The sequence below is a fragment of the Blastomonas sp. CCH1-A6 genome (assembly GCF_001556365.1).
GTDB lineage: Bacteria > Pseudomonadota > Alphaproteobacteria > Sphingomonadales > Sphingomonadaceae > Blastomonas > Blastomonas ursincola.
On record NZ_LSIS01000381.1, the window covers coordinates 1 to 636 of the forward strand.

Below are 636 nucleotides of genomic sequence, written 5' to 3' on the forward strand. Positions count from 1 at the left end.
CGCTTCCTCGCGTAGCGTGATCGGCACCGTCCCATCGACGCGATGCTCGAGCTCGGCCACGCGGAACAGCTTGTTGACCCACCCGCGCGGTGCGAAGGTGAGGCGCACGACGCTGTTCTTCTGGACCTTCCACCATGTCGCCTGCCCGGTGGCGGTGAACACGCCGCCGAACTGCATGCGCTGCAGGCGTTGCTTGGCGAGGCGCTGCGCCTGGCTTGGCGACTGGACGAGAGCGAGCGGGAAGGTGTCGATGCGATCAATACCGTCGCGGCTCGGCAACTCGACCTGCGGATAGTCGATTTGCTGGTAGAGCGCCTGGTCGCGCGGATCGGTGTAGGTGCCGCGAACGACGTTGAAGCTCTCATCGAGCGCGGCCGTCGCGCGATACTCGAACGAGCCCAGAATGTCGTTCTCGTTGAAATCGGCCAGTGGCGTGCCAAGGTCGTTATGAAAAACGAACAGCCGCAGCTTGCCGCCGACATCATCGAGGTCGGCATTCATCGCCGCCTTGAGCGCGTCCATGATGACGGTGGGGCTGTCCCCCTCGCTGACCACCCCGTCGCTGCGATAGCGCGGCTCGGTGCCACCGGCTGCTATCGAGACGTCCTCATCGCACAGGTTCGCCGCGGTGATGAA

The 636-nt window shown here is 64.6% G+C and carries 1 protein-coding gene; it reads right to left on the bottom strand.

Annotated features, from left to right (window positions below):
- The coding region (locus AX735_RS25300; RefSeq protein WP_202189609.1) for a phage tail protein at positions 1 to 636 on the bottom strand (636 nt) is incomplete at both ends.